Annotated in this window: 26 protein-coding genes; 11 read left to right on the forward strand and 15 right to left on the reverse strand. The window is 63.5% G+C overall.

Going from position 1 to position 26,019, the window contains the following annotated elements:
- Positions 1-5 precede the first annotated feature (5 nt).
- From ACVC5H_RS22180 to ACVC5H_RS22215, 8 genes are all read right to left on the reverse strand, one after another.
- Positions 6-1,211 (reverse strand): 5-(carboxyamino)imidazole ribonucleotide synthase, encoded by a 1,206-nt coding sequence (locus ACVC5H_RS22180; RefSeq protein ID WP_489619878.1) that lies wholly within the window; start codon positions 1,209-1,211, stop codon positions 6-8.
- Positions 1,208-1,705 (reverse strand): 5-(carboxyamino)imidazole ribonucleotide mutase, encoded by a 498-nt coding sequence (purE, locus tag ACVC5H_RS22185; RefSeq protein ID WP_489619879.1) that lies wholly within the window; start codon positions 1,703-1,705, stop codon positions 1,208-1,210. The genes ACVC5H_RS22180 and purE overlap by 4 nt, the downstream gene beginning before the upstream one ends.
- Positions 1,706-1,717: 12 nt before the next feature.
- On the reverse strand, positions 1,718-2,614 hold the full coding sequence (locus ACVC5H_RS22190) for a phosphoribosylaminoimidazolesuccinocarboxamide synthase (protein WP_489619880.1): 897 nt from the start codon (positions 2,612-2,614) through the stop codon (positions 1,718-1,720).
- Between the two features lie 102 nt (positions 2,615-2,716).
- On the reverse strand, positions 2,717-3,781 hold the full coding sequence (gene fba / locus ACVC5H_RS22195) for a class II fructose-bisphosphate aldolase (RefSeq protein WP_489619881.1): 1,065 nt from the start codon (positions 3,779-3,781) through the stop codon (positions 2,717-2,719).
- A gap of 26 nt (positions 3,782-3,807) precedes the next feature.
- Positions 3,808-5,241: a pyruvate kinase gene (gene pyk, locus ACVC5H_RS22200; protein ID WP_489619882.1), complete on the reverse strand. Its 1,434-nt coding sequence runs from the start codon at positions 5,239-5,241 to the stop codon at positions 3,808-3,810.
- A 189-nt stretch (positions 5,242-5,430) separates the two neighbouring features.
- Positions 5,431-6,621, reverse strand: a complete 1,191-nt coding sequence (locus ACVC5H_RS22205) for a phosphoglycerate kinase (RefSeq protein ID WP_489619883.1) — start codon at positions 6,619-6,621, stop codon at positions 5,431-5,433.
- A 122-nt stretch (positions 6,622-6,743) separates the two neighbouring features.
- Positions 6,744-7,067, reverse strand: a complete 324-nt coding sequence (locus tag ACVC5H_RS22210) for an AzlD domain-containing protein (RefSeq protein ID WP_489619884.1) — start codon at positions 7,065-7,067, stop codon at positions 6,744-6,746.
- Entirely contained in the window at positions 7,064-7,858 is a 795-nt protein-coding gene (locus ACVC5H_RS22215; RefSeq protein ID WP_489619885.1) for an AzlC family ABC transporter permease, read from the reverse strand. Before ACVC5H_RS22215 ends, ACVC5H_RS22210 begins: the two co-directional genes overlap by 4 nt.
- A gap of 216 nt (positions 7,859-8,074) precedes the next feature.
- On the opposite strand from ACVC5H_RS22215, the gene ACVC5H_RS22220 reads away from it, so the two are divergent.
- The 5 genes from ACVC5H_RS22220 to ACVC5H_RS22240 all read left to right on the forward strand — a co-directional run bounded on the left by ACVC5H_RS22220 (position 8,075) and on the right by ACVC5H_RS22240 (position 11,425).
- Positions 8,075-8,995, forward strand: coding sequence for a branched-chain amino acid transaminase (locus ACVC5H_RS22220; protein ID WP_489619886.1), 921 nt, complete (start codon positions 8,075-8,077; stop codon positions 8,993-8,995).
- Positions 8,996-9,070: 75 nt separating this feature from the next.
- Positions 9,071-9,271 (forward strand): zinc-finger domain-containing protein, encoded by a 201-nt coding sequence (locus ACVC5H_RS22225; RefSeq protein ID WP_489619887.1) that lies wholly within the window; start codon positions 9,071-9,073, stop codon positions 9,269-9,271.
- A gap of 68 nt (positions 9,272-9,339) precedes the next feature.
- Positions 9,340-9,774 carry a YybH family protein gene (locus ACVC5H_RS22230; RefSeq protein ID WP_489619888.1) on the forward strand — a complete coding sequence of 145 codons (435 nt, stop codon included), beginning with the start codon at positions 9,340-9,342 and terminating at the stop codon, positions 9,772-9,774.
- Between the two features lie 57 nt (positions 9,775-9,831).
- Positions 9,832-10,824: a YheT family hydrolase gene (locus ACVC5H_RS22235; protein WP_489619889.1), complete on the forward strand. Its 993-nt coding sequence runs from the start codon at positions 9,832-9,834 to the stop codon at positions 10,822-10,824.
- Positions 10,817-11,425 carry a DUF2946 family protein gene (locus tag ACVC5H_RS22240; protein WP_489619890.1) on the forward strand — a complete coding sequence of 203 codons (609 nt, stop codon included), beginning with the start codon at positions 10,817-10,819 and terminating at the stop codon, positions 11,423-11,425. The genes ACVC5H_RS22235 and ACVC5H_RS22240 overlap by 8 nt, the downstream gene beginning before the upstream one ends.
- Before the next feature lie 16 nt (positions 11,426-11,441).
- On the opposite strand, the gene ACVC5H_RS22245 is transcribed toward ACVC5H_RS22240, so the two are convergent.
- The gene (locus ACVC5H_RS22245) at positions 11,442-12,989 is read right to left on the reverse strand and encodes a beta-barrel assembly-enhancing protease (protein ID WP_489619891.1); all 1,548 of its coding nucleotides are present in this window, start codon (positions 12,987-12,989) and stop codon (positions 11,442-11,444) included.
- Positions 12,990-13,096: 107 nt separating this feature from the next.
- On the opposite strand from ACVC5H_RS22245, the gene moaC reads away from it, so the two are divergent.
- On the forward strand, positions 13,097-13,603 hold the full coding sequence (moaC, locus tag ACVC5H_RS22250; protein WP_489619892.1) for a cyclic pyranopterin monophosphate synthase MoaC: 507 nt from the start codon (positions 13,097-13,099) through the stop codon (positions 13,601-13,603).
- A gap of 92 nt (positions 13,604-13,695) precedes the next feature.
- On the opposite strand, the gene ACVC5H_RS22255 is transcribed toward moaC, so the two are convergent.
- The 6 genes from ACVC5H_RS22255 to recA form a co-directional block, all read right to left on the reverse strand.
- On the reverse strand, positions 13,696-14,202 hold the full coding sequence (locus tag ACVC5H_RS22255) for a pilin (RefSeq protein ID WP_489619893.1): 507 nt from the start codon (positions 14,200-14,202) through the stop codon (positions 13,696-13,698).
- A 188-nt stretch (positions 14,203-14,390) separates the two neighbouring features.
- Positions 14,391-15,125, reverse strand: coding sequence for a TerC family protein (locus ACVC5H_RS22260; RefSeq protein WP_489619894.1), 735 nt, complete (start codon positions 15,123-15,125; stop codon positions 14,391-14,393).
- A gap of 221 nt (positions 15,126-15,346) precedes the next feature.
- Positions 15,347-16,228 carry a succinate--CoA ligase subunit alpha gene (gene sucD, locus ACVC5H_RS22265; protein WP_013232695.1) on the reverse strand — a complete coding sequence of 294 codons (882 nt, stop codon included), beginning with the start codon at positions 16,226-16,228 and terminating at the stop codon, positions 15,347-15,349.
- A gap of 101 nt (positions 16,229-16,329) precedes the next feature.
- Positions 16,330-17,490 carry an ADP-forming succinate--CoA ligase subunit beta gene (sucC, locus tag ACVC5H_RS22270; RefSeq protein ID WP_489619895.1) on the reverse strand — a complete coding sequence of 387 codons (1,161 nt, stop codon included), beginning with the start codon at positions 17,488-17,490 and terminating at the stop codon, positions 16,330-16,332.
- Positions 17,491-18,181: 691 nt separating this feature from the next.
- Positions 18,182-18,652: a recombination regulator RecX gene (gene recX / locus ACVC5H_RS22275; RefSeq protein ID WP_489619896.1), complete on the reverse strand. Its 471-nt coding sequence runs from the start codon at positions 18,650-18,652 to the stop codon at positions 18,182-18,184.
- Positions 18,653-19,039: 387 nt separating this feature from the next.
- Entirely contained in the window at positions 19,040-20,089 is a 1,050-nt protein-coding gene (recA, locus tag ACVC5H_RS22280) for a recombinase RecA (protein ID WP_008325554.1), read from the reverse strand.
- A 442-nt stretch (positions 20,090-20,531) separates the two neighbouring features.
- On the opposite strand from recA, the gene ACVC5H_RS22285 reads away from it, so the two are divergent.
- The 5 genes from ACVC5H_RS22285 to ACVC5H_RS22305 all read left to right on the forward strand — a co-directional run bounded on the left by ACVC5H_RS22285 (position 20,532) and on the right by ACVC5H_RS22305 (position 26,017).
- Positions 20,532-22,160, forward strand: a complete 1,629-nt coding sequence (locus tag ACVC5H_RS22285) for a tetratricopeptide repeat protein (protein WP_489619897.1) — start codon at positions 20,532-20,534, stop codon at positions 22,158-22,160.
- Positions 22,161-22,162: 2 nt separating this feature from the next.
- Complete coding sequence (locus tag ACVC5H_RS22290) at positions 22,163-22,768, forward strand: sensor histidine kinase (RefSeq protein WP_489619898.1); 606 nt, start codon at positions 22,163-22,165, stop codon at positions 22,766-22,768.
- A 341-nt stretch (positions 22,769-23,109) separates the two neighbouring features.
- Positions 23,110-24,096, forward strand: coding sequence for an aliphatic sulfonate ABC transporter substrate-binding protein (locus ACVC5H_RS22295; RefSeq protein WP_489619899.1), 987 nt, complete (start codon positions 23,110-23,112; stop codon positions 24,094-24,096).
- 4 nt (positions 24,097-24,100) lie between these two features.
- A complete protein-coding gene (locus ACVC5H_RS22300) occupies positions 24,101-25,009 on the forward strand; it encodes an ABC transporter permease (RefSeq protein WP_489619900.1) in 909 nt (302 codons plus the stop codon).
- A 24-nt stretch (positions 25,010-25,033) separates the two neighbouring features.
- The gene (locus tag ACVC5H_RS22305) at positions 25,034-26,017 is read left to right on the forward strand and encodes an aliphatic sulfonate ABC transporter substrate-binding protein (RefSeq protein WP_489619901.1); all 984 of its coding nucleotides are present in this window, start codon (positions 25,034-25,036) and stop codon (positions 26,015-26,017) included.
- Positions 26,018-26,019: the final 2 nt, after the last annotated feature.

The following is a 26,019-nucleotide window of genomic DNA, read 5'->3' on the forward strand; positions in this document are numbered from 1 at the left end:
CCCTCTTACAGCGCGATGCCGAGGATGGCGCAGGCGGCCGCCAGCTGGCGCTGGGCATCGGCCAGCGTGGCACCGGTGAAGGTGACGTGGCCCATCTTGCGGCCACGGCGCGCTTCAGCCTTGCCGTACAGGTGCAGGTGCGCACCGGGCAGCGCCAGCACCTTGTCCCAGGCCGGTTCGCGCTGCGTGTCCGTGTCACCCTCGTACCAGACATCGCCGAGGATGTTCAACATCACCGAGGGCGAATGCTGGCGCGTATCACCCAGCGGCAGGCGTGCCATGGCGCGGGCCTGTTGTTCGAACTGGCTGGTGACGCAGGCATCGATGGTGTAGTGGCCGCTGTTGTGAGGACGCGGGGCCATCTCGTTGACCACCAGCGCGCCATCTTCCAGTACGAAGAATTCGATGCAGAGCACCCCGACGTACTGCATCGCGCCGATGATCTGCAAGGCCGCCTGCTGCGCGCGTTCGGCGGCATCGGCCTTGATGTTGGGACCGGGCACGGTGGTGGTGAAGAGGATGCCGTCACGATGCACATTCTCGGCAATCGGATAGACCACCGCCTGGCCATCATCACCGCGCGCCACCAGCACCGAGACCTCATAGGCCAGCGGCAGCATCTTTTCCAGCACGCAGGTCACGCCCTTCATAGCGGCGAAGGCGCTACGCACTTCTTGCACCGAACGCACGCGCACCTGGCCCTTGCCGTCGTAGCCCATGCGGGCGGTCTTGAGGATGCCTGGCAGCAGATTGGCATCGAGTCCGTCGATGTCGGCCTCGCTGTTGATCACCAGGTGCGGTGCCGGCAGCACGCCGGACTGCGCACCGCATTCGGTGAAGAAAGCCTTCTCGGCCGTGCGGTCCTGGGCAATCGACACACCGGAGGCAGCCGGCGCCACGAAGGTCTGCTCGGCCAGCGTGGCCAGGCTCCTGGCCGAGACGTTTTCGAACTCGGTGGTGATGGCGGCGCACAACGCACCCAGTTCCGTCAGTGCCGGACCATCGTCGTAGGCTGCATTGATCAGGCGATCCGCCACCTGCCCGGCCGGGCAATCGGCGTCGGCTTCCAGCACGGCGACCTTGAAGCCCATGCTCTGCGCCGCGTGGGCGAACATGCGGCCAAGCTGGCCACCGCCCATCACACCCAGCCAGGTGGCCGGGGTGGTCGAGGGAACGGCGGGACGAAGGGTGGAGGCGGACTGCTGGGTCATACAGGCAACTTCATGTCGAGAGCGACTTGCGTCTGGGTCTTGCGGAAGGCTTCCAGCTTTTCAGCCAGGGCCGCGTCGGTGGTGGCCAGCATGGCGATGGCGGAGAGCGCCGCATTGGCGGCACCGGCTTCACCGATGGCATAGGTGGCCACCGGAATGCCCTTGGGCATCTGCACGATGGACAGCAGCGAATCCTCGCCGCGCAGGTACTTGGAGGGCACCGGCACGCCCAGCACCGGCACGATGGTCTTGGCGGCGATCATGCCCGGCAGGTGCGCGGCACCGCCGGCACCGGCGATGATGGCGCGCAGGCCGCGCGTGCGGGCGCTCTCGGCGTAGGCGAACATCTGGTCCGGCATGCGGTGCGCAGAAATCACCTGGGCTTCGAAGGGCACGCCGAAGTCCTTGAGGATGGCGACCGCGTTCTGCATCACCTCCCAGTCGGAGGACGAACCCATGACCACGCCTACCAGCGGTTTGACAGTATCGTTCATATCCAGCCCTCGTCAGTCCTTGAGCTTCTCGCCAGTCAGGCGTTCCAGCGCCTCGCGGTACTTGGCGCCGGTCTTTTCGATCACTTCGGCCGGAAGCGCCGGTGCAGGCGGGGTCTTCTGCCAGCCCTCGACGGTTTCCAGGTAATCGCGCACGAACTGCTTGTCGAAGGACGGCGGCGAGATACCGACCTGATAGCTGTCAGCCGGCCAGAAGCGCGAGGAATCGGCAGTCAGCACTTCATCCATCAGGTGCAGCACGCCATTGTCGTCCAGGCCGAATTCGAACTTGGTGTCGGCGATGATGATGCCGCGGGTGGCGGCGTAGTCGGCGGCTTCCTTGTAGAGCTGGATGGCCACATCACGGATCTTGTGGGCCAGTTCGGTGCCGATGCGCTTTTCGGTTTCTTCGAAGCTGATGTTTTCGTCGTGCTCACCCAGGTCGGCCTTGGCGGCCGGGGTGAAGATCGGCTGTTCCAGCTTGGAGGCCTGTTGCAGGCCGGCCGGCAGCTGGATGCCGCAGATCGCGCCGGTGGCCTGGTAATCCTTCCAGCCCGAACCGATGATGTAGCCGCGCACCACGGCTTCCACCAGGATGGGCTTCAAGCGCTTGGCCACCACGGCGCGTCCGCGCACCTGCTCCACTTCGGCCGGGCTCACCACGGACTCGGGATCGATACCGGTCAGGTGGTTGGGCACGATGTGGCCGAGTTTGTCGAACCAGAAATCGCTCATCTGGTTCAGGACCTTGCCCTTGCCGGGAATCGGTTCGTTCATGATGACGTCGAAGGCCGACAGGCGATCGGTGGTCACGATCAACAGCTTGTCGTCGCCGACGGCATAGTTTTCGCGGACCTTGCCTGTGCCCAGCAGCGGCAGGGAAGTGATCGAGGATTTGTAGAGACTGCTCATGGTGGTCTTCTCGTAAAGTCAAAAACCGGAATCGCCATTTTCAGGGCGATTCCGGTCGGTGGGGCCTTGCGTCCGGCGTGAGCCGTTCAGCGGCTTGCGTGCTTACTGGACGATCTGTGCCAGTTCGCCGCTCTTGTACTTCTCGGCGATCTTTTCCAGCGAGATCGGCTTGATCTTGCCAGCCTGGCCTTCGCAACCGAAGGACAGGAAACGTGCCTTGCAGACCAGCTTGGCGGCTTCGCGGGCCGGCTTGAGGTAGTCGCGCGGGTCGAACTTGGACGGGTTCTCGAACAGGTAGCGGCGCACGGCACCGGTCATGGCCAGGCGGATGTCGGTGTCGATGTTGATCTTGCGCACACCGTGCTTGATGCCTTCCTGGATTTCCTCGACGGGCACGCCGTAGGTTTCCTTCATGTCACCGCCGAATTCGCGGATCTCGGCCAGCAGTTCCTGCGGCACCGAGGACGAACCGTGCATCACCAGGTGGGTGTTGGGGATGCGGGCGTGGATTTCCTTGATGCGGTCGATGGCCAGGATATCGCCGGTCGGCTTGCGCGAGAACTTGTAGGCACCGTGCGAGGTACCGATGGCGATGGCCAGCGCGTCGCACTGGGTGGCCTTCACGAAGTCGGCAGCCTGGTTGACGTCGGTCAGCAGCTGTTCGCGAGTCATGGTGCCGTCGGCGCCGTGGCCGTCTTCCTTGTCGCCCTTCATGGTTTCCAGCGAACCCAGCACGCCCAGTTCGGCTTCCACGGTCACGCCGATGGCGTGCGAGAACTCCACCACCTTGCGCGAGACTTCGACGTTGTACTCGTAGCTGGCCACGGTCTTGCCGTCGGCTTCCAGCGAGCCATCCATCATCACGGAGGAGAAACCGGACTTGATCGCAGCCATGCAGACGGCCGGCGACTGGCCGTGATCCTGGTGCATCACCACGGGGATGTGCGGATAGGCTTCCACGGCCGCCGAGATCAGGTGGCGCAGGAAGGCTTCGCCGGCATATTTGCGGGCGCCTGCGGAGGCTTGCATGATCACGGGCGCGCCGACTTCATTGGCGGCTTCCATGATGGCCGTGACCTGCTCCAGGTTGTTGACGTTGAAGGCCGGCAGGCCGTAACCGTTTTCGGCGGCATGGTCCAGCAGTTGACGCATGGATACGAGAGGCATGATGAAAACTCCAGAACGATGAAAAATCAGTACTCGCCAACGCGCAGGATCTTCAGCGCATTGGTGCCGCCGACCTGGCCGATGGGCTCGCCCCAGGTCACGACGATCAGGTCACCCTTCTGCACCACGCCTTGAGCCAGCAGCAGATCCTGGGCGCCCTTCAACATGGCTTCGGTGTCGGGCGCCTGGGCCAGTTCCAGCGTATGCACGTTGCGGAACAGTGAAGCCTTGCGGCGCGTGGCGACATTGGGGGTGATCGCAAAGATCGGGATATCGATGTTGTGACGGCTCATCCACAGCGCCGTCGAACCGGATTCGGTGAGCGCCGCGATGGCCTTCACGCGCAGGTGGTGCGCGGTGAACAGCGCGCCATAGGCGATGGACTGGTCCACGCGGGTAAAGCGCAGGTTCAGGAAGTCGGCGTCCAGCTGCACGTTTTCGGAGCGCTCGGCTTCCAGGCAGATGGCCGACATGGCTTCCACGGTTTCCACCGGATACTTGCCGGAGGCGGTCTCGGCCGAAGTCATGACGGCATCGGTGCCATCGAGCACGGCGTTGGCTACGTCGGAGACTTCGGCGCGGGTCGGCACGGCGTTGACGATCATGGACTCCATCATCTGGGTCGCGGTGATGGTCAGCTTGTTGGAGGCGCGCGCCATCTTGATCATGCGCTTTTGCAAGCCCGGCACGGCAGCGTTGCCCACTTCCACGGCCAGGTCGCCACGGGCCACCATGATGCCGTCGGAGGCATCCAGGATTTCCTGCAGCAGCGGGATCGCTTCGGCGCGCTCGATCTTGGCGATCATCATCGGCTTGTGGCCGAAGGGTTCACCGGCCACATTGGAGAGCTGGCGCGCCATTTCCATGTCGGTGGCATTCTTGGGGAAGGACACGGCCACGTAGTCGGCCTGGAAGCTCATGGCGGTCTTGATGTCGTCCATGTCCTTGGCCGTCAGCGCAGGCGCGGACAGGCCACCACCCTGGCGATTGATGCCCTTGTTGTTGGACAGCTCGCCACCGATCTTGACCACGGTGTGAATTTCGTTGCCCATCACGCGCTCGACCTTCAGCACGATCAGGCCGTCGTTCAACAGCAGGATGTCGTTGCCCTTGAGGTCACGCGGCAGGGCCTTGTAGTCCAGACCCACGCGCTCCTGGTTGCCCATCTGGCAATCGGCGTCGAGGATGAACTTGTCGCCGTTGGCCAGCATGACACGGCCATTCTCGAACTTGCCCACGCGGATCTTGGGGCCTTGCAGGTCGGCCATGATGGCGACCTTCTTGCCGCATTCGTCGGCCACTTCGCGCACCAGGGTGGCGCGGTCGATATGGTCCTGGGGCTTGCCGTGCGAGAAATTCAGGCGCACGACGTCAACGCCGGCGCGGATCATGCGGGTCAGGGTCTCACGGTCGCTGGAAGCGGGACCGATGGTGGCGACGATTTTTGTTGCTCTGGACATGAATACCTTCTGGTTGCGACTTGGTGATAGAAGCCCGCTGCCCGGCCCGATGCAGGGCCGATCAGGCGGAGAGCTTCCGCCCCGAACGCGCGTCTCGGACGCGTTCATCATTGGTGGTGCTACAGACTCAGAATCCGGATGGAACGGCAAGGCGCCGCGCCCGGCAACAGGGCGCGGTGCCGCTCAAGCTTACTGCGCGCGCTGCAGCAGGATCTCGACGGCCGGCAGGGTCTTGCCTTCGAGGAATTCCAAGAAGGCGCCGCCGCCGGTGGAGATGTAACCCACCTTGTCGGCAATGTTGTACTTGGCGATGGCGGCCAGCGTGTCGCCACCACCGGCAATCGAGAAGCCCGAGGAAGCCGCGATGGCGCGGGCCAACGTCTCGGTACCACGGCCGAACTGGTCGAACTCGAACACGCCCACCGGACCATTCCAGACGATGGTGCCGGCACGGCCCAGCTGTTCAGCCAGGGCGGCAGCGGTCTGGGGACCGATGTCGAAGATCATGTCGTCGTCGGTCACGTCAGCGGCGGCCTTCACGGTGGCCGCTGCGGTCGGCGAGAATTCCTTGCCCACCACCACGTCGGTGGGGATGGGCACCGAGGCGCCGCGCTTGGCCATCAGGTCGATGATGGCCTTGGCGTCGTCCACCAGGTCCGGCTCGGCCAGGGACTTGCCGATCTTGAGCCCTGCGGCCAGCATGAAGGTGTTGGCAATGCCGCCACCGACGATGAGGTTGTCGACCTTTTCGGCCAGCGTTTTGAGGATGGTCAGCTTGGTGGAGACCTTGGAACCGGCCACGATGGCCACCAGCGGACGGGCTGGCTGGTTCAGGGCCTTGCCCAATGCATCCAGCTCGGCAGCCAGCAGCGGTCCGGCACAGGCGATGGGGGCAAACTTGGCTACGCCGTAGGTGGTGGCTTCGGCGCGGTGGGCGGTACCGAAGGCATCGTTGACGTAGATATCGCAGAGCTTGGCGATCTTTTGTGCCAGCTCGTCACTGTTCTTCTTTTCGCCCTTGTTCAGGCGGCAATTTTCCAGCAGCACGACCTGGCCGGGCTGCACCTCCACACCGTCCACCCAGTTGGCAACCAGCTTGACCTCGCTGCCCAGCAGCTCGGAGAGGCGCTTGGCCACCGGCGCCAGCGAATCCTCGGGCTTGAACTCGCCTTCGGTGGGGCGGCCCAGGTGGGAAGTCACCATCACTGCAGCGCCTGCCTGCTGGGCATCGCGAATGGCCGGGACCGAAGCGCGGATGCGGGTATCTTCGGTGATGTTGCCGGCATCATCCTGCGGGACGTTCAGATCGGCACGGATGAAGACGCGTTTGCCTTGCAATTGCTTGGCAGAAATCAGATCGCTCAGTCGGTTGAATTTCATAGGTAGGAATTCGAAGAAGGGGGCGAAAAACGTCGTATTTTACTCCAGCCTGACCTGCTCCTGACGCCTTTTTGGCAGCTTGAACAACATCCGGAGCGCATCCGGCCGGTCTGCGCGAAACTTCACAACAACCAGCGCAGCAGTGTAAAGAGTGACATTCCTGCCACAATAGTTCCCAAAAGATGCCGCGTTGCCGCAAAGAACACGCCTGCACCGATGCCCGACAGCAACTTTGGATTGCCCAGGCTCATCTCGATGACCCCGTGCGACGTCACCAGATCCGGGAAGATGATGGCCGCCATGGCCGCTGCCGGGGCGTAGCTGAGCGCATGCTTGACGCGCGGCGGCAGCTTGACCGCATGGCCGAAGAGAAAGAAGCCGCTGCGGGTGATGACCGTGGAAAGCGTCATCAGGGCGATGGCGCCCCAGACGTACCATTCGTTCATGCCGCTGCCTCCGCATCCCTGTCATTGCCGGGCAACAGCTTGTCAGCCAGCATGGCGGCACACATGCCCAGCACCATGGCCAGCAGCAGCCCGAGCCGGTAGGGCAACTCCAGCGCCAGCACCGCCACCGTGCCCGACACCACCACCCCCGCCAAGGCCGGGAGGCTGCTGGTCATGGGGATCATCACGGCGATCAGGGCCAGGGTGCCGGCAAAGCCGATGTTCCAGCTTTCCGGGATCTGGCTGCCCAGCAGGATTCCAAGGGTCGAGCCCAACTGCCAGGCCACCCAGCCGGGATAACAGATCGCAGCAAAATAGCCGACTTTGCCGGCAGGTTGACCGAAGGTAGAGGGCGGATAGCGTTGCGGAAAGAACGCCATCGAGATATCGCCATTGAAGAAGCCGTACCAGATCCGCCGGTACCAGGGCAGATGCTCGAAGTGCGGCGCCACGGCGGCCGAAAAGATCACGAAGCGCAGATTGACGATCATGGCCGTGAAAAACACCACCAGCAGCGGCACCCCGGCCGCCAGCAGCGGCAGCGCGGCGAACTGGGCCGAACCGGCATAGACCAGGAAGCTCATGCCCAGCGACTGGTAGATCGACAGGCCCGACTTGACCATGGCCATGCCCGAGACCATGCCCCAGGCCAGCACGGCGGGAATGGTCGAGGCGCTGGCGCGCCAGCCTTCCTGGAAGGCGTCCTTCTCGATGCGGCGGGCGCGGGCGGGGTCATGCGGGAAGCCATCGCTTGCGGACCGTGAGCCGTCCTCGCCTGTCTCCTTCAGCATTGTTCGTCCGTGGGGATTGAAGACGCGGCCGGCGGTGACTGGCACGCGGGGTGTTGTACAGCATTTTCGCTCAGGGCCTTCATTCTACAGATGAAAGTTTTTGCTCGCGTGAATCCGCTAAAATGGAGCTCTTTGCCCTGTTCTTCAGTTCAATGCAGCAGAACCGGGCAGTCATTTTCGGGAAGTTTTGCACTCAACGCACACAGGGAGACCACCATGTCCATGGCTGACCGCGACGGCAAGATCTGGAAGGACGGCGCGCTGATCGACTGGCGTGACGCCACCATCCACGTACTGACCCACACCCTGCACTACGGCATGGGTGTCTTCGAGGGCGTGCGGGCCTACAAGACGCCGGAAGGCACGGCCATCTTCCGCCTGAAGGAACATACCCAGCGCCTGTTCAACTCGGCCAAGATCTTCCAGATGGAAGTGCCGTACGACCAGGCCACCCTGGCCGAGGCGCAGCGCCAGGTGGTGCGCGAAAACAAGCTGGAATCCTGCTACATCCGCCCGCTGATCTGGATCGGCTCGGAAAAACTGGGCGTGTCCGCCAAGGGCAACCAGATCCACGTGGCCATCGCGGCCTGGCCGTGGGGCGCCTACCTGGGCGAGGATGGCATCAACAAGGGCATCCGCGTGAAGACCTCTTCCTTCACCCGCCACCACGTCAATGTGTCGCTGGTGCGCGCCAAGGCCAGCGGTTACTACATCAATTCCATCCTGGCCAACCAGGAAGCGGTGGCCGATGGCTACGACGAAGCCCTGCTGCTGGACACCGACGGCTATGTCTCGGAAGGCTCGGGCGAAAATGTCTTCATCGTCAAGAACGGCAAGCTCTATACTCCCGACCTGGCCTCCTGCCTGGATGGCATCACCCGCGACGCCGTGCTGACCATGGCGCGCGACCTGGGCATCGAGGTCATCGAGAAACGCATCACCCGCGATGAAATGTATTGCGCCGATGAAGCCTTCTTCACCGGCACCGCCGCCGAGGTCACACCGATCCGCGAACTGGATCGCCGCGTCATCGGCAATGGCGGCCGTGGTCCCATCACCGAGAAGCTGCAGACCCTGTTCTTCGACGTGGTGTCGGGCCGGGCGCCGCAGTACAAGCACTGGCTCACGCTGGTGTAAGGCGTCGCCACTGCAGTCACTCATTCAGTTAGTCAGTTTTTAGTCGTTAGTCAATTGCAAGCAACGGAGAACAAGATGAGCCAAGCTCAAGCATCGCAGGGCGTGGTCCTGCTCGAAGCCAAGGACCTGCCGGCCCACTGCCCCAACCCCAGCATGTCGGCCTGGAACTCGCACCCGCGCGTGTTCCTGGAACTGGACGCGCATGGCGCGGCCAAATGTCCGTACTGCGGCACCCAGTACCAGCTCAAACCTGGCACCGTGGTCAAGGGCCATTAAAAACCAGGTTTCGCACCAGACACGAGAGGGCCCACAAGGCCCTCTTTTCATCTGATCCGGAGATTGTCATGCCTCGCAACAAACTGATCCATGGCTCACCCGATGAAATCGAAGCCGCCTACTACGACGCCCTGGCCCGTGCCGACCTGGAAGCGCTGATGGACCTGTGGGCCGATGACGAGGAAATCGTCTGCATCCACCCCGGCGCTCCGCGCCTGGTCGGCCATGCGGAAATCCGTGCGGTGTGGGAAGACATCCTCTCCAATGGCGGCCTGCACATCCGTCCGCGCCAGCTGCACGTGACGCAGAACCTGATGACCTCCGTGCACAGCGTGGTCGAAGACATCGACCAGGGTGGCGAGCTGCAGTCCGACGTCCACGTCATCGCCACCAACGTCTACCAGAAGACCGCCATGGGCTGGCGCCTGGTGCTGCATCACGCCTCGGTGGCGCCGGGACCGGCACCGGCCGAAGCGGTGGTCAGCGGGGCCATGCTGCATTGACCGCCGCCTGATTTATCCACAGGCGCTTGCGCCATCCGACCCGAGCAAGGCTGCACCATGCTTTACATTGCGCCCCGCTGGCTTCCCGGCGGCCATCTCCAGACCATCTATCCCTCGACCTTCCTGCCCAAGCCGCCGGTGGCCTACCGGCGCGAGCGCTGGGAAGCGCCCGATGGCGACTTCATCGACATCGATTTCGTCGACGGCCAGCCCGGACGGCCGCTGCTGGTGCTGTTCCACGGGCTGGAAGGCTCTTCCGACAGCCACTACAGCCGCGCCCTGATGGCCGAGGTGCAGCGGCGCGGCTGGCATGGGGCGATTCCGCATTTCCGTGGCTGTTCGGGCGAGATCAACCTGGCGCCGCGCTTCTATCACTCGGGCGACACTGCCGAGCTGGACTGGATCATCCGCCGCCTGAAGCTGCGCCAGCAGGACCTGGCGGCCACGCACCTGTACGCCTGCGGCGTCTCGCTGGGCGCCAATGCGCTGCTGCGCTGGCTGGGCGAATCGCAGCACGAGGCCGAGATCGTCGATGCCGCCTGCGCGGTGTCGGCCCCGCTGGACCTGGCCGGCGGCGGCGCGGCCCTGGCCAGCGGCTTCAACCGGCTCTATACCTGGGTCTTCCTGCGCACCATGCGGCCCAAATGCCTGGCCAAGCTGGACCAGTTTCCGGGCCTGTTCGACCGCGAAGGCCTGCTGTCAGCGCGCGACCTGTACGCCTTCGACAACGTGGTCACCGCGCCCCTGCACGGCTATCGCAATACCGACGATTACTGGGACCGCGCCAGCGCCAAGCACATCCTGCATGACATCAGCGTGCCCACGCTGGTGCTCAATGCGCAGAACGATCCCTTCCTGCCGGCGCGCCACCTGCCGCGCTCGGCGGCGCCGGAAGTGGTGCTGGAGTATCCCGAACAAGGTGGCCACGTCGGCTTTGCCGCCGGCGGTCCACCGGGCCGCCTCGACTGGCTGCCGCAGCGGCTCCTGCACTTCCTGGAAGGCAAGACCGAAAGCAGTTTCGCCGCCCGCACGGAGCTGGCCCATGGATGAGATCGTCCGCCAGGCCATGGCCCGCTGGCCCAACGTACCGCACTGCTTCGGCTGGCTGCGCCTGGATGCGCGCGGCCAATGGCGCATGCGCGATGAACGCGCGCAGCAGCTGGACTTGCCGGGAGACCCCATCCGCCACCCTGCCCTGCTGGCCTTCATCGAGCGCAACTATGCCTGCGACGAGGCGGGCCGCTGGTATTTCCAGAACGGGCCGCAGCGGGTGTATGTGGAGCTGGAGTGGATGCCGCATATCCTGCGTACCCAGTCGGCAGCGCAGGCGCAGGCAGGACTCACGCTCGTGCTGCATACGGGCGTCGTGTGGGAACACATCGATGCCGCCTGGATGGATGAGACCGGGCGCCTCTACCTGCGCAGCGGCCAGTGCATCGCTGGGGTCGATGACCGCGACCTGGCGCAGTTGCTGCCCTGCCTGCATCACGAAGGCCGGGCTGACGAGGAGGCCCTGCTGCGCTGGCTGGAAAATAGCCGGAATTTGACACTGCACTTCACCTGGAACGGACAGGACCTGCCGCTACAGCGCATCTCAGGCAACAAACTGGAACAATCCTTCAGATTCGCCGCTCACCCCCGTCCCGACTGACTTTCCGGCCGGTGGCTCAGCTGCGGTCTTTGAGCTCCTTCTGCTCATCTTTCCAGCGCGCCTTCCATTCGCGCTCGCGCGCATCGATCTGCGACTGGTCGTAGAAGGTCGCATCCGGTGCCTTGCGCGCAATCCCCAACTGATCGATGGCCGCCAGCAGGCTGCCGTTGAGCGCATAGGATTCGGCCAGCGCCAGATGCTGCAGGGCCTGCTTGCCCTGGGCCGCATAGGCCTTGGCCAGCAACTGCTGCACCTGGGCGTCGGAGCGGTACAGCTGCGCCTGGTCGCGCAGGTAGGCCACGGCCTGGTCATAGCGGTTGGCGGCGATCAGGGCATCGGCATACTGGCGCGCCACGCTGCGCGAGATGGGGAACTGCTGGCGCATGGCCTCGGCCACCTGCAGCGCCTGCTGGGTCTGCTTGCGGGCGATCTTGATGTCGATGTCGAGGCTGCCGAAGAAGATGCCGGTCTTCATCGGGATCGCCGCTTCCCGGGCTTCCTTCAGGGCCGCCTCGGCTTGCTCGAAACGGTCCTGGCGATAGTAGGCATAGGCCAGGCCGTACTTGGCGGCGGCCGTCATGAGCTTGGTATTCTGCCTGGCCTGGTCGGTAAACCTGGCCACGTTGTCGCGCAATCCCTGCACGCTGTCATTCTGCAAGACCTGGGTGCGGGCGCGCGCCAGCTGGAATTCGGGATTGTCCACGCGCTGCTTGTAGCGCTGGTCGCGAATGCGCGCCTGGATGTCGGCAATACGCTCGGTGGTCAGCGGGTGCGTCATCAGATACGGCGGCACGGCATCGCTGTAATTGCGTGATGCGGTTTGCAGGCGACCGAAGAAGGTCACCATGCCGGACGGATCGAAGCCGCCATCGCGCATGATCTGCAGGCCGATGCGGTCGGCTTCGCGCTCGGCGTCGCGGCTGAAGTTGAGCTGGCGCTGCACCGCCAGCCCGGTGCCGCCCATCATGGTGGCCATGGCGGCGTCGCCCCCGGCCTTGGAGACCCCGGCCAGCGCACCCAGCACGATGGCGGCCAGCTGGATCATCGAGTTCTGCTTCTGCTGACCCAGCATGCGCGCGATGTGGCGCTGGGCGACGTGGCCGATTTCGTGCGACATCACGCCGGCCAGTTCGGATTCCGACTGCGCCGCCAGCACCAGCCCGCTGTTGACCCCGATGAAACCGCCCGGCAGCGCAAAGGCGTTGAGCATGGGATCGCGCACCATGAAGAACTGGAAATCGAACCCCGCCTCGCCTCGCACTTCAGGGTGGATCGAGACCAGGTTCTGGCCGAAATTGTTGAGGTATTCCGAGATCGGACCATCGTCGACGTAATCGCGGTCGGTGCGGATGTCGCGCATGATCTCTTCGCCCAGCTTGCGTTCCATCAGCGGCGAGAGCCCTTCCCGTTCGGTATCCCCCAGCGTCGGCAGGCCCTGGGCCACACCGGGATGCGGCAGCAGCGTCAGCGGGGCAGCGGGCAGCAACAGACAGGCGGCACTCACCGCACGCATCAGCAGGCGGCACAAGGGACGGCGGGAAAAATCAGTCACGGTTGGTTGCATGGACCAGTCATCAAGGGCGGACAGGAAGAAGGAGAGGCAGCGTGCGCTGCAGGCTGCCTGCTATGATACCCGCTCCCTTCCCTTCATTTCATCATCAGCGAATCATCATGAGCACATCCGGCGATCACGCGCCCAACGGCGGCCTCACCCATTTCGACCAGGGCGGACAGGCGCACATGGTCGACGTCGGCGCCAAGAACGAGACCCATCGCGTGGCCCTGGCCACGGGCGTGATCCGCATGCAGCCGGCCACGCTGGCCATCATCGAATCAGGCACCGCCAAGAAGGGCGACGTCCTCGGCATCGCCCGCATCGCCGCCATCATGGCGGCCAAGCGTACGGGTGAGCTGATCCCGTTGTGCCATCCACTGGCCCTGACGCACGTATCGGTGGAGTTCGAGACCGATGCCGCCAGCGCTTGCGTGCGCTGTACCGCGCGCGTGGAAACCTTCGGCAAGACCGGGGTGGAGATGGAAGCGCTGACGGCGGTGCAGGTCGGCTTGCTGACGGTCTATGACATGAGCAAGGCGGTCGACAAGACCATGGTCATGACCGATATCTGCGTGACTGAAAAGCGCGGCGGCAAGAGCGACATCACAATGGCGCGGCCCTGAACCGGCGAGTACTGCAAATTCCCCTGTGGATAAGACAAACGCGCCCTTGGGCGCGTTTTTTCATGCTGCCATGACGACGCTGAATCCGTGGATCAGCCGCGGCAGTTGGCCGGCGCAAACTTGGCCGGCAGGGTGCCGGCGACGAAGCCGGTATTGGGGGTAGCGCCTTCGGGCGTGGCCGCCTGCTTCACATCCTTGGCCGCACATTGCCACTGGATGGTGCCGGAGGCGATGGTGGGAGTCAGCGTCAGCGTGCCGCCGTCGCCCACGCGCGCGCTGTAGGTGATGGTGATGACGCCGCCCACGCCGCGCTTTTCCATCGGCGAGACCTCGATCTTGCTGACATTATCGGTCGGGGTGAAAGCCGGCAGGCCCAGTTGCGCCACCGTGAAGACGCCATTGTTGGAGCTGATCTGCTCGGTCACGGCCAGTTTGTAGGGCTCGGCCAGGTTGAAGCCCTCCGAGACGCGCGCGCGGGCGATGTAGTCCTGGTATTGCGACGCGCCCAGCATGGCGAGGATGCCGATGATGGCAAGCGTGACCATGAGTTCGAGCAGGGTAAAGCCTTGTTGGGGGCGACGGGAGACGACGGGTTTCATGGGATCCTCGTAAAAATGAAAAGGGCGTTGCCAGTATCGGCAGCGCCGGTCCTGCATACCAGCGAAAAAATTGCAAAGCTATCAGGTTTGTGCGGCAGTGGCGCTGACATGGCTCAAGCATGGCCTGGCGGCGCGGTGTGGCAGCACGCTTGCGTTCGGGACATTGGCTCGGCCATCCCCATGGCCGGCTAGGCTGTCGGTGTATTGCGCTCCTGCTTCTTGCGTTTGAGCGTCAGGCCGGTCAACACCACACCCAGCGCGCCGACCAGGCCCGGCAGGCTCAGGTGCACGGCGGCGCCCGGCAGCATGAATTCGGTCTCGGCAATGAAACCCTCCAGCCAGCCCTGCACGGCGGCATCGCTGAAGATCATGCCACCGGCAATGTAGCCCAGCAAGGCCGCACCCAGAGTGACGATGACCGGAAATTTCTCCATCAGTTTCAATACCAGCGTACTGCCCCAGACGATGATGGGAATGCTGACCACGATGCCAAACACCACCAGCAGCAACTGGTGCTCTCCCTCCGCCTGCTCGGCCGCACTGGCGATGGCAATCACATTGTCCAGGCTCATCACCAGGTCGGCCACGATCACGGTCTTGACGGCGTCCCACAGGCGCTCGCTGCCGTCGATGTCGGTGTGCTGCTCATCTTCGTTGAGCAGCTTGATGCCGATCCACAGCAACAGGATGCCGCCGGCCAGCTTCAGGAAAGGCAGCTGCAGCATCGTCACGGCAAAGGCGATCAGGCCGATGCGGATGGCGATGGCCCCCAGGGTGCCCCAGACGATGCCCTTCATGCGCAGCTTGTCGGGCAGGTTGCGGCAGGCCAGCGCAATGACGATGGCGTTGTCGCCACCGAGCAGGATGTCGATCAGGATGATCTGCGCGACCGCCACCCAGTTCAGGTTGGCCAGGAATTGCATGCATGTCCTCTTGGGAAAACAGCGCCTCTGGTCGGGCGCATGGCGGGATGACCGCGTTGTGCGCGATTGGTGCCGCTCCCCTCTTGGGATGGCGCGCCAAAAATGACATGGGGAGCCGGAGCTCCCCATGCTGGTCTTGCTGGTCGTGCGGATACTGATGTGACTGCTACGGCCTGGCTTCCGGACACCTCGGCCGAGGCGCCCGGAAAACGCGGCAGAAATTACAGCACCGACTTCAGCAGGCGGCCCATTTCGGACGGGTTGCGGGTGACCTTGATGCCGCACTCTTCCATGATGGCCAGCTTGGCTTCGGCGGTATCTGCACCACCGGAGATCAGGGCACCTGCGTGGCCCATGCGCTTGCCCGGGGGCGCGGTCACGCCGGCGATGAAGCCGACCACCGGCTTCTTCATGTTGTCCTTGATCCAGCGCGCAGCGTTGGCTTCGTCAGGACCACCGATTTCACCGATCATGATGACGGCATCGGTGTCCGGATCGTCGTTGAAGGCCTTCATGACGTCGATGTGCTTCAGACCGTTGATCGGGTCGCCACCGATACCGACGGCGGAGGACTGGCCCAGGCCCAGAGCGGTCAGCTGGCCCACGGCTTCATAGGTCAGGGTGCCCGAGCGGGACACCACGCCGATGCGACCCTTCTTGTGGATGTGGCCGGGCATGATGCCGATCTTGATTTCGTCCGGGGTGATCAGGCCGGGGCAGTTCGGGCCCAGCAGCAGGGTCTTGGAACCGGCCTTGGCCATGCGGTCCTTCAGGGCCAGCATGTCACGCACGGGGATGCCTTCGGTGATGCAGATGGCCAGGTCCAGCTCGGCTTCGACGGCTTCCCAGATGGCAGCGGCAGCGCCGGCGGGCGGCACGTAGATCACGGAGACGGTGGCGCCGGTGGCGTTCTTGGCTTCGGTGACGTTGGCATAGATGGGGATGCCTTCGAAGTCTTCACCGGCCTTCTTCGGGTTCACGCCCGCGACGAAGGCATTCTTGCCGTTCGCGTAGTCGCGGCACATGCGGGTGTGGAACTGGCCGGTCTTGCCGGTGATACCTTGGGTGATGACCTTGGTGTCTTTGTTGATGAGGATCGACATTTCTCTTCCTTGACTGTGATGCCTGCGCCGCGGGCGGCGCCTGGGCTGCAATGGCTTGCAGCCGGCGGCTCATGCCGCGCAGGCTGGCGTATTGGGTTGACTTACTTGGCGGCTGCCACGACCTTCTGGGCGGCTTCTTCCATGGAATCGGCCGAGATGATCGGCAGACCGGAATCGGCCAACAGCTTCTTGCCCAGGTCTTCATTGGTGCCCTTCATGCGCACCACCAGGGGCACCTTCAGGGAAACCGCCTTGGAAGCAGCGATCACGCCTTCGGCGATCACGTCACAGCGCATGATGCCGCCGAAGATGTTGACCAGGATGGCCTTCAGTTCGGGGTTCTTCAGCATGATCTTGAAGGCTTCGGTGACCTTCTCGGTGGTGGCACCACCGCCCACGTCCAGGAAGTTGGCCGGCTCGCCGCCGAACAGCTTGATGGTGTCCATGGTGGCCATGGCCAGGCCGGCGCCGTTGACCAGGCAGCCGATGTTGCCGTCCAGGGAGATGTAGGCCAGGTCGAACTTGGAAGCTTCGACTTCAGCCGGATCTTCTTCGTCCAGGTCGCGGTAGGCGACGATTTCCGGGTGACGGAACAGGGCGTTGGAGTCGAAGTTGAACTTGGCGTCCAGGGCGATGACCTTGCCGTCGCCGGTCAGGATCAGGGGGTTGATTTCAGCCAGGGAAGCGTCGGTTTCCCAGTAAGCCTTGTACAGGCCTTGCAGGTTCTGGCGGGCAGCCGGGATGGACTCTGCGGGCACGCCGATCTTGGCGGCCACGTCATCGGCTTGCGCGTCGGTGAGACCGGCGACCGGATCGATGATGACGTTGTGGATCTTTTCGGGGTTGCTGTGGGCGACTTCTTCAATGTCCATGCCGCCTTCGCTGGAGGCCATCAGCACGACCTTCTGCGAAACACGGTCGGTCACCAGGGAAACGTACAGTTCCTTCTTGATGTCAGCGCCTTCTTCGATCAGCAGGCGACGGACCTTCTGGCCTTCGGGACCGGTCTGGTGCGTGACCAGTTGCATGCCCATGATCTGGTTGGCGTATTCCTTGACCTGCTCGATGGACTTGGCCACCTTCACGCCACCGCCCTTGCCGCGGCCGCCTGCATGGATCTGGGCCTTGACGACCCACACCGGGCCGCCGAGCTTCTGGGCAGCCGCTTCGACTTCGTCGACCGACATGCAAGGAATGCCGCGCGGCACGGTTACGCCGAACTGGCGCAGGATTTCTTTACCCTGATACTCATGGATTTTCATGGGAGCTTCCCTTTAGACACTGAATGAATAAGACTTGCCGGATTGAAATTCGGTAGCCGGCATCATGCCGGCCGACCAGAAAGCAGACTGCAACCCGCAGGCGGGTGTCGCATCCGTTGCCGGATGGAGTCGGGCGCAGGCGTGAGCTGCGCGGGTTGCGAGTGAATTCGTCGAATTGGGCATATGCATGCCGTCTGCTTTAGTTGGTCTGATAGTCGAAACGCACCAGCTTGCGCCGAAGCGTCCGCATTATCCATTTCTGCTCCAGACGCTGGCCTATCCCCGTTGCGCCGTTTTAACAAACCGGCAACACGCGGTATCTCCTCAGGCTTGCGCGCCGCAGCAAAAACTTCCGAATTTTAGCACAGGCCACGCGGGCTGTTGGCTGGTAGCGCTATCGGGCAGCGCAAAGCGGCGGGATTACCATGGGGCGGGACGCCGGGTTGCGGTTTTGGTGTCATTTCGAGATGAGGCGGTCCAAGAAAGGCCGGATTGAGCGCCCCCGCCGCGTGATCCTGCCGGCGCATGGCAGCAGGAATCATAGGCACCACAAGAGCAACAAGAATCACAGGAGCTGCAGCAGCCACAGAAGCCGCAGCAGCCACAGGAGTCGCGGGAGTCGCAGGAGTCGTGGAAGACAGGAGCACGCGCAAAGCAGCTGCAAACAGCCAGGAGCAGCCCGCAGCCGGGCTCAGGAAGCTTCGTCCTCATCCTCGTGGGTCCAAGCGGTCTGGAAAGCTTCGCGGATGCTGCGATGGGAAAAGCCGCGCTGCTGCAAGAAACGCATCTGCCTGGCGCGGGTCTCGGCGTCCTCTGGCGGTGCGCTGTACTTGCGGCGCAGCACCTGGGCAGCGCGTTCGCCTTCTCCTGCGGCCAGATCGGCCTTCAGTTCGGCAATCGCTTCACCTTCGATGCCATGGCCCTGCAGTTCGGAGAAGATGCGCTGGTTGCCATAGCGCGCCGAGCGGCGATGCACCAGCGATTCGGAAAAACGTTCCTGGGAAAGAAAACGGGACTGCTCCAGCCATTGCAGGAGCGCATCGATGTCATCGCCCTCTTGCGCGTAAGGGGCAAGCTTACGCGCAAGTTCCTGGCGACTATGCTCACGTGAAGAGAGATACTTGAGCGCCCGTGCTTTCAGGCTGATCGGCGGTCTTGGCATGACGTTCGACTACACGGACGATGAAACGAAAAAAACAATAGACACCATGATGGCTGACGCCTTGTGACCTTGCGGCACCAAGCGCGAGAAGCCAGGCCACCGTGATGCGTTGATGCAGTGAAGTTTGATGCAATGAAGCTGTGATTCAGTGACGCTTTGATTCACTGAGTCGGTGGTGCTTTGATTCAGTGAAGCTTCGATGCATTAAAACGGTAAAGCAGTAATGCGGTAATGCAATACAAATACAACTCAAGTACAACGCCCCGCTCACGCACCCGATCAGCGTACACAAGCAGGAATAACAGGCAACATCGCGACGTCAAAGGCTCAGGCAAACCCTGCCGCCGTGATGCTGCTTGAATCCAAATCGGACTCAGTTGCCCAGGCTCAGGAAGCCTTGGCTTCAGCTTCGCCACCGGCCAGTTCCGGCACACCCAGGGCGACGCGGACCTTGTTCTCGATCTCGCGGGCCAGTTCCGGATGTTCCTTCAGGTAGTTGCGGGCATTGTCCTTGCCCTGGCCGATACGCTCGCCGTTGTAGCTGTACCAGGCGCCGGACTTCTCGACCACCTTGTGCTCGGAACCCAGGTCCAGGATTTCGCCTTCGCGGGAAGTGCCTTCGCCATACAGGATGTCGAAGTGCGCTTCGCGGAACGGCGGCGCGACCTTGTTTTTGACAACCTTGACCTTGGTTTCGCTGCCGATGACTTCATCACCCGACTTGATCGAACCAGTGCGGCGGATATCCAAGCGCACGGACGCGTAGAACTTCAGCGCGTTACCACCGGTCGTGGTTTCCGGGTTGCCGAACATGACGCCGATCTTCATGCGGATCTGGTTGATGAAGATGACGGTGGTGTTGGTGCGGTTGATGCTGCCGGTCAGCTTGCGCAGTGCCTGCGACATCAGGCGGGCTTGCAGGCCGGGCAGGGAGTCGCCCATGTCGCCTTCGATTTCGGCCTTGGGGGTCAGCGCGGCCACGGAGTCGACCACGATCAGATCCACGGCACCCGAACGCACCAGGGCGTCGCAGATTTCCAGGGCCTGTTCGCCGGTGTCGGGCTGCGAGATCAGCAGGTCGTTCAGGTTCACGCCCAGCTTCTGGGCATAGGTGACGTCCAGTGCGTGCTCGGCGTCGATGAAGGCGCAGGTGCCGCCCAGTTTCTGCATCTCGGCGATTGATTGCAGGGTCAGGGTGGTCTTGCCGGAGGATTCCGGACCGTAGATCTCGATGACGCGGCCACGCGGCAGGCCGCCGATGCCCAGCGCGATGTCCAGGCCCAGGGAACCGGTGGAAACGGCCTGGATTTCCTCGGCGATGACGCCGTCTTCCATGCGCATCACCGAGCCCTTGCCAAACTGCTTTTCAATCTGTGCCAACGCGGCGGCCAGCGCCTTGCTCTTTTCAGAGTTGTTCGCAGCTTTTTTGTCGTCCATAAATCTCTCTCGGCAAAATGTCGTGAAGAAGGGTGTCAGGGGAGGTCTTGCTGATGTTGCACAATATGGCTTGCGTGCTGCTGTGTTGCCCGGCGGCAGTGGATGACCGCCCCGATAGAGCGATACTGTATAAAAAAACAGTGCTTCGTGCAAGTCTTTTTGTCGGCCCTCGCCTCATCGGGGGCGAAAAACCCAATTATACGAGAGCCAGTCCTTCCAAAAACTTCATAAAACGCAGAGGAATGATGCATGGAAGGAAAAAAAACGGCACACTCGCGACTTGGTAGGAATAATTCGTCAGCTTTGGGTCATCTGGCGTGCAATAGTCGTCATCTCGCACGATATTGCACCGCGGAAATTATTATCATCCCAGGCGATCCGGGGGCCCAGCCGACAGCTTGCTTTACAGATCACTTTACAGATCGCATTACAGACCGTTCTCATGAGTTTAGTGCCCTTTAGCCATATCAGCGCCCTGCGCTGCCTGGTCATCGACGACATGCCGACGATGCGCCAGAACATTCGCATGCACCTCGGGCAGCTTGGCGTGACCAAGGTCGACCAGGCCGCCACGCCCGATGAAGCCATCCGCTTCGTGCAATCCGGCACCTATGACCTGATCATCTGCGACTACAACCTCAACAAGGAAAGCAACGGCCAGCAGTTGCTGGAGTTCTTCCGCACCCAGAACATGCTCTCCCCGACCTGCATGTTCATCATGGTGACTGCCGAGAGCGGCTACAACCTGGTGGCCAGCGCGGCCGAGTTCCAGCCGGATGCCTACATGTTGAAGCCGCTGACGGCCAGCCGCATCGCCGAGCGCGTCGACCGCCTGCTGGAAAAACAGCACGCCATGCTGCCGGTGACCGAGAAGATGAAGCGCAAGGACTTCGCCGGCGCCATCCTCGAATGCGACAACGTGTTGAAGGCCGCACCCAAGTGGATCGTGGAAATCATGAAGACCAAGGGCACGCTGCTGATCGAACAGCGCCGCATCGACGAGGCGCGCGAGGTCTACAAGCAGGCCCTGTCCATGCGCGACGACCTGGTGTGGGCCAAGATCGGCCTGGCGCGCTGCAACATCGTGGCCGGCCAGATGGATGATGCGCGCGTGATCGTGGAGGACGTGCTGGCGCAGAACAAGCAGTTCATCGCCGCCTACGACCTGCTGGCCCAGATCGACGAAGCCCAGGGCAACCAGGAAGGTGCGCTGGAGGCGCTCACCAAGTCCTCCGAGATCATCCCCTCGGCGCGCCGCAGCCGCCTGGTGGGCGACGTGGCCTACCGCAGCGGCCACCTCGACCAGGCACGCGAAGCCTACGACAAGGTGCTCAAGCACACCAAGGGCTCGCTCACTGCGCAGCCCACCGACCTGCTCTCGCTGGCCCAGGTCCACATCGACAGCGGCGACCCGGACGCCGCGCTGCGCCTGCTGGAAAGCGCGCCGCGCCGCTATGAGGAATCCAACATCTTCGTCTCCGCACAAGCCGCCGTGCAGGCCCAGGCCTACGTGCAGCTGGGGGACACCATTTCCGCCCAGCAGGCCTTCGAGACCGCACAGCAGGCCGCCGGCAAGGAAAGCTCGGATACCGCCACCCTGGCCCTGGCCAAGGCAGCCTTCTCGATGGGCAAGGACGAGGAAGGCGCCAGGCTGATCGCCGATGCGGTCAAGTCCGACCACGAGAACAAGACCCTGCAGATGCTCGCGCGCAAGGTGCTGGCCGATACCGGCCGGACCAATCTGGCCGAGGAACTGATCGATGGCGCCGTCAAGCAATGCATGAGCATCATCGCCGAAGCCAATGCCTTGATGCGCAGCGCCAAGCCTGACGAGTCGCTGGCCAAGCTGGAAGAAGCGCTGGCGCGCATGCCAGAGAACACCGGCGTGCTGCTGGCGTCGGCGCAGCTGCATCTGCTCTGGATGAGCCAGCGCGGCTGGAATGAGGATTACGTCAAACGCGTGCGCGGCTACCTGGCCACGCTGGACCGGCTCATTCCCGGCAACGATAGAGTCGCCAAGATGCACAAGTTCCTGCGCGACACCCTGAGCAAAGTAGCCCCGAAGAGCTGACCATGGATCCCAAGCTTGCCGCGATCATCATTCACGACATCAAAAACTCCCTGGGCGTGCTGGAGGGGGAATTGCGCCGCCTGTCCGACGATGTGCCGCGCGTCCAGCAGGCCCATGTCACCTGTCTGGCCCTGCAGGAAAAACTGATCGCCTTCCTGACCCTCTACAAGGCCGATTCCCAAGGCCTGCGCGCGCAGGTCGAGGCGGTCTCGCCACTGGATTTCCTCGATGCCCTGGTGCGCGAACACGCCGTGTCGCGCAGCACCGAGATTGCGCTGTCGGTGGATGAAACCGACATGCCGGTCATCGGTTTCTTCGATGAACACCTGGTGGCGCTGGCACTGGAAGCGGCCTTGCAGAACGCCAGCCGCTTTGCCCGCACGCAGATCGCGCTGGGCTGTCACAAGGATCCGGCGGGGGGCCTGATCTTCACCGTGCGCGACGACGGCCCCGGTATCGGCACCCAGGAAAAGAAGCCCTCCACCGGGCTGGGCATGGACCTGTGCAATGCGATTGCCACCGCCCACAACAAGGAGACCCGCTCGGGGGAAGCGCGGCTGTCCAATCACCCCGACGGGGGCGCGCTCTTCGAGCTGTGCCTGCCCTGAGCGTTCGGGGATGGCACGATGGCTTGCCGGCCGTCGCGGTGCCTTTCATCTCTGCTGGTTTGCATCACCCGTCCACGAGTCCTCTGCATGACTGAAGGACTGGAGGACTGGAGGAATGAAGAACTACAGCAGTGCACCACCACTCCTCTGCAAGACTGCATGACTTCCCGCGCGGCCAGCCACATGCGCCGGCCGCATATGCAAGCGCGAAAATAGTCGTTCTGCCGCTTGCGCTTGCTCCTTAGAGTGTCGGTTTGTCCCACCTTTTCCGCCCGTGCAGCCGGGGAAGGCTGCACCACGCCAGGTGACGCGGGACGATCCAATACCGGGAGAACCCATTCATGCAACGCAGAGACTTCCTTCGCCTGGCACCGGCCGCGCTGGGCGCCACCGTGCTGGGCAGCACGCCCTTGCTGGCACGCGCGGAACAGCCGCCCAAGACCATCCGCCTGGACTATGCCTATTACTCGCCGCCCAGCCTGGTGCTGCGCAAATTTGGCTGGCTGGAGGACGACCTCAAGGCGCAGGGCACCGAGGTCAAATGGGTACTGAGCCAGGGCAGCAACCGTGCGCTCGAATATCTGAACAGCGACAGCGTGGACTTCGGCAGCACCGCCGGACTGGCTGCGCTGCTGGCGCGGGCCAATGGCAATCCGGTCAAGGCGGTCTACATCTATTCGCGTCCGGAATGGACGGCGCTGGCGGTGGGCAAGGACTCGCCGGTCAAATCGATCACCGAACTCAAGGGCAAGAAGATCGCCGCCACCAAGGGCACCGATCCCTATCTCTTCCTGCTGCGTGCGCTGCATGAGAGCGGCCTCAAGAAGAGCGACGTCGAGATCGTCCACCTGCAGCACGCCGATGGCCGCGCCGCACTGGAACAGGGGCGCGTGGCCGCCTGGGCCGGACTGGATCCGCATCTGGCGGCCAGCGAGCTGGAAGCCGGGTCGCGCCTGATCTACCGCAACGTCAACTTCAATACCTACGGTTTCCTCAACGTCAGCGACAGCTTTGCGGCGCGCCATCCGGATCAGGTCAGGCGCGTGATTGCCGCCTATGAGCGTGCGCGCACCTGGATCATCACCCATCCGGAGGAGACCGTGGCGCTGCTGTCGGAAGAGTCCAAGCTGTCGGCGCCGGTGGCGCGGCTGCAACTGAAGCGCAACGATTTCTCGCATCCGCAGATCGGCCGCGAACACATCGAGGCCCTGCGCGCGGCCGCGCCCATCCTGCTGGAAGAGGATCTGGTCAAGAGCGGCACCGACCTGCCGCGCACCATCAATGCGCTGATCGACCCCAGCTATGCGCAAGGCGTGGTGAAGGCCTGAGGCCATGTCCGATCCCATTCCTCTCCCGGCCACGCTGCAGGCCACGCCCACGCTTGGCGCCGGCGAGCGGGCCGCTGCGCCCACCAAGCACGCGAGGCAACCCGCGCGCCGCCGTGGCTGGCCGCATGATGACGGCTACCGTCCTGGCCGCTTCACCGGCTGGATCGTGCCGCTGGCCTTCCTGCTGCTGGTGGAAGCCGGCGCCCGGCTGGACCTGATTCCCGCACGCCTGCTGCCGCCGCCGAGCGAGCTGGCCCATACCTTGTGGTCGCTGGCGCAGCGCGGTGAACTGCTGCCGCATATCGGTGCGAGCCTGGCGCGGGTGGCTGCCGGCTTTGCCATCGGCAGCCTGCTGGCGGTGGCATTGGGCCTGCTGGTAGGCATCAGCCGCCGCGCCGAAGCCCTGCTGGAACCCAGTTTCCAAGCCCTGCGCGCCATCCCCAGCCTGGCCTGGATTCCCCTCTTGCTGCTGTGGCTGGGCATCGATGAGACGCCCAAGGTGGTCTTGATAGCCATCGGCGCCTTCTTCCCCGTCTACCTGAACCTGGTGGCGGGCATCCGCGACATCGACCACAAGCTCATCGAAGTCGGCACCAGTTCGGGCCTGAGCACTCCGGAGCTGATCCGCCACATCCTGCTGCCGGCATCCCTGCCCTATCTTTTTGCCGGCCTGCGCGGCGGGCTGAGCCTGGCATGGATGTTCCTGGTGGCCGCCGAACTGATCGCCGCGACCAAGGGCGTGGGCTACCTGCTCTCGGACGGACGCGAAAGCAGCCGGCCCGACCTGGTGTTGGCCGCCATCCTCATCCTGGCCTTGCTGGGCAAGCTCAGCGACAGCCTGTTGCGCGCCGTCGAGCAGAAGAGCCTGGGCTGGCGCGACGCGCGGCGGCAGTCCAACCAGCAGAAATCCTGACCCTCCATTTTCCTGAGCCTATCCATGTCCAAGCACTCCACCGACCTACCCCGCCGCCGCCTGCTGCAGGCCAGCGCAGCACTCGGCCTGGGCGCCCTGGCGCCGGCCTGCGCACTGGCACAAAGCAGCAAGGCCATCCGCATCGGCTATCAGAAATCGTCCACCCTGCTGACCATCCTCAAGGCCAACGGCACGCTGGAAAAGCTGCTCGGCCCCAGTGGCGCAAAGATCAGCTGGCATGAATTCGCCAGCGGATTGCCGCTGCTGGAAGCACTCAACGTCGGTGGCGTCGACCTCAGTGCCGACGTCGCCGATACCGTGCCTGTGTTCGCCCAGGCGGCCGGCGCCAGGCTGGCCTACGTGGCACAGGAATCGCCCTCGCCGGCCGCGCAAGCCATCGTGGTGCGGGCCGATTCGCCGCTGCGCAAACCTGCTGACCTCAAGGGCCGGAAGATCGCCGTGACCAAGGCTGCCGGCGTGCACTACCTGCTCATTGCCACGCTGGAAAAGGCCGGCCTGAAGTTCAGCGACGTCGATGCCGCCTACCTGTCGCCGGCCGATGGCCGCGCCGCCTTCGAGCGCGGCAGCGTCGATGCCTGGGTGACCTGGGATCCCTTCCTGGCGGGCGTGCAGCGCCAATCCCAGGTGCGCATCCTGTCGGATGGACGGGGCGTGGCCGATTACCAGCGCTACTACCTGGCCTCGGCCAGCTTCGCCCAAGCCAACCCCGAGGTCTTGCGCGTGGTGTTCGACGAACTGAAGAAGACCGGCCTGTGGGTAAAACAGCATCCCCGCGAAGCGGCCACCTTCCTGGCACCCCTCTGGGGGCTGGACACGGAGACCATCGAACTGGCCAACAGCCGCCGCAGCTACGAAGTGCGCGCCGTCAGGCGGGAAGCGCTGGGCGAACAGCAACGCATCGCCGATGCCTTTTTCGCCGCTGGCCTGCTGCCCCGGAAGGTCGATACCGCCGACGTGGCGATCTGGGCGCCGGAAAAGGTCGCCTGAAC

It is taken from the genome of Herbaspirillum sp. Her3, assembly GCF_057961275.1.